The following is a 1002-nucleotide window of genomic DNA, read 5'->3' on the forward strand; positions in this document are numbered from 1 at the left end:
AGAGCCTGTTCCTAAACCTGTTAGTCGTCGCGCCATTGGTTGGTGTTAGTGGGGTCGTGGCGGGTGAGTTTGCGGGTCATGGTGGTGAGCATGGCCCATTTGATGATGGCTTCGTGGGTGTCGGGGTGTCGTTCGTAGTCGCGGACGGTGCGGCGATGGCGGGTGATCCAGGCGAAGGTGCGTTCGACGATCCAGCGTTTGGGCAGGATGTGGAATCCGGGCTGGTCGGTGCGGCTGATGATGCGCATGGTCAAGTTCAGGGTGTTGCGTGCCCAGGGCAAGACGGTGCCGCGGTAGCCGCCGTCGGCCCAGATCAGGGTGATGTGGTCGAACAGGTTCCGGATTTGGCGAAGCAGGGGGCGTGCGGCGACTCGGTCCTGGACTCCGGCGTCAGTGACGCTGATCGCGAGGAGCATGCCGAGCACGTCGACGATGATGTGCCGTTTGCGGCCGTTGATCTTCTTGCCGCCGTCGTAGCCCCGGGACGATCTCCCGACGGTTTCGGCGGCCTTGACCGACTGGGAATCGATGATGCCGGCCGTTGGCCACGGCGGGCGTCCGTCGGTCATCCGCACCCGGTCACGGATCCAGTCGTGCACGGTGTCCAGGACCATGGTGTCCTGCCACTGCTGGAAGTACTTGTATATCGTCGACCACGGCGGGAAGTCCGCGGGCAGGGCCCGCCAGGTGACACCTTCTTTGACCAGGTAACGAATACCGTCGATCATCGCTCGCCGGCAATGTTTCGCCGGCCGCCCGCCCTTGCCTTCCAGCCAGGCTGGAGGCGGCAGCAACGCCTCCAGCAGCGCCCACTCCGCATCAGTGGTATCAGAGGGATAACGACGAGTGCGTGTCATCGGGACCGACGACACGCACACCCGATCAGCAAGGCACACTAGAACCCGGGCTCCTGGTTTGAGGGTTTGGCTTCAGCACCTCCCTCGCTACCAGGAGCCCACCCTTATGCCAACACGACACACCACAGGTTTAGGAACAGGCTCT

The 1002-nt window shown here is 63.3% G+C and carries 1 protein-coding gene; it reads right to left on the reverse strand.

Going from position 1 to position 1002, the window contains the following annotated elements; genetic code table 11:
- Nucleotides 1–20: 20 nt before the first annotated feature.
- Nucleotides 21–872, reverse strand: a complete 852-nt coding sequence (locus tag ACZ5ZX_RS41685) for an IS5 family transposase (protein WP_465507529.1) — start codon at nt 870–872, stop codon at nt 21–23.
- Between the last annotated feature and the right edge of the window lie 130 nt (nt 873–1002).

The sequence above is a fragment of the Amycolatopsis sp. NPDC033938 genome (assembly GCF_055575975.1).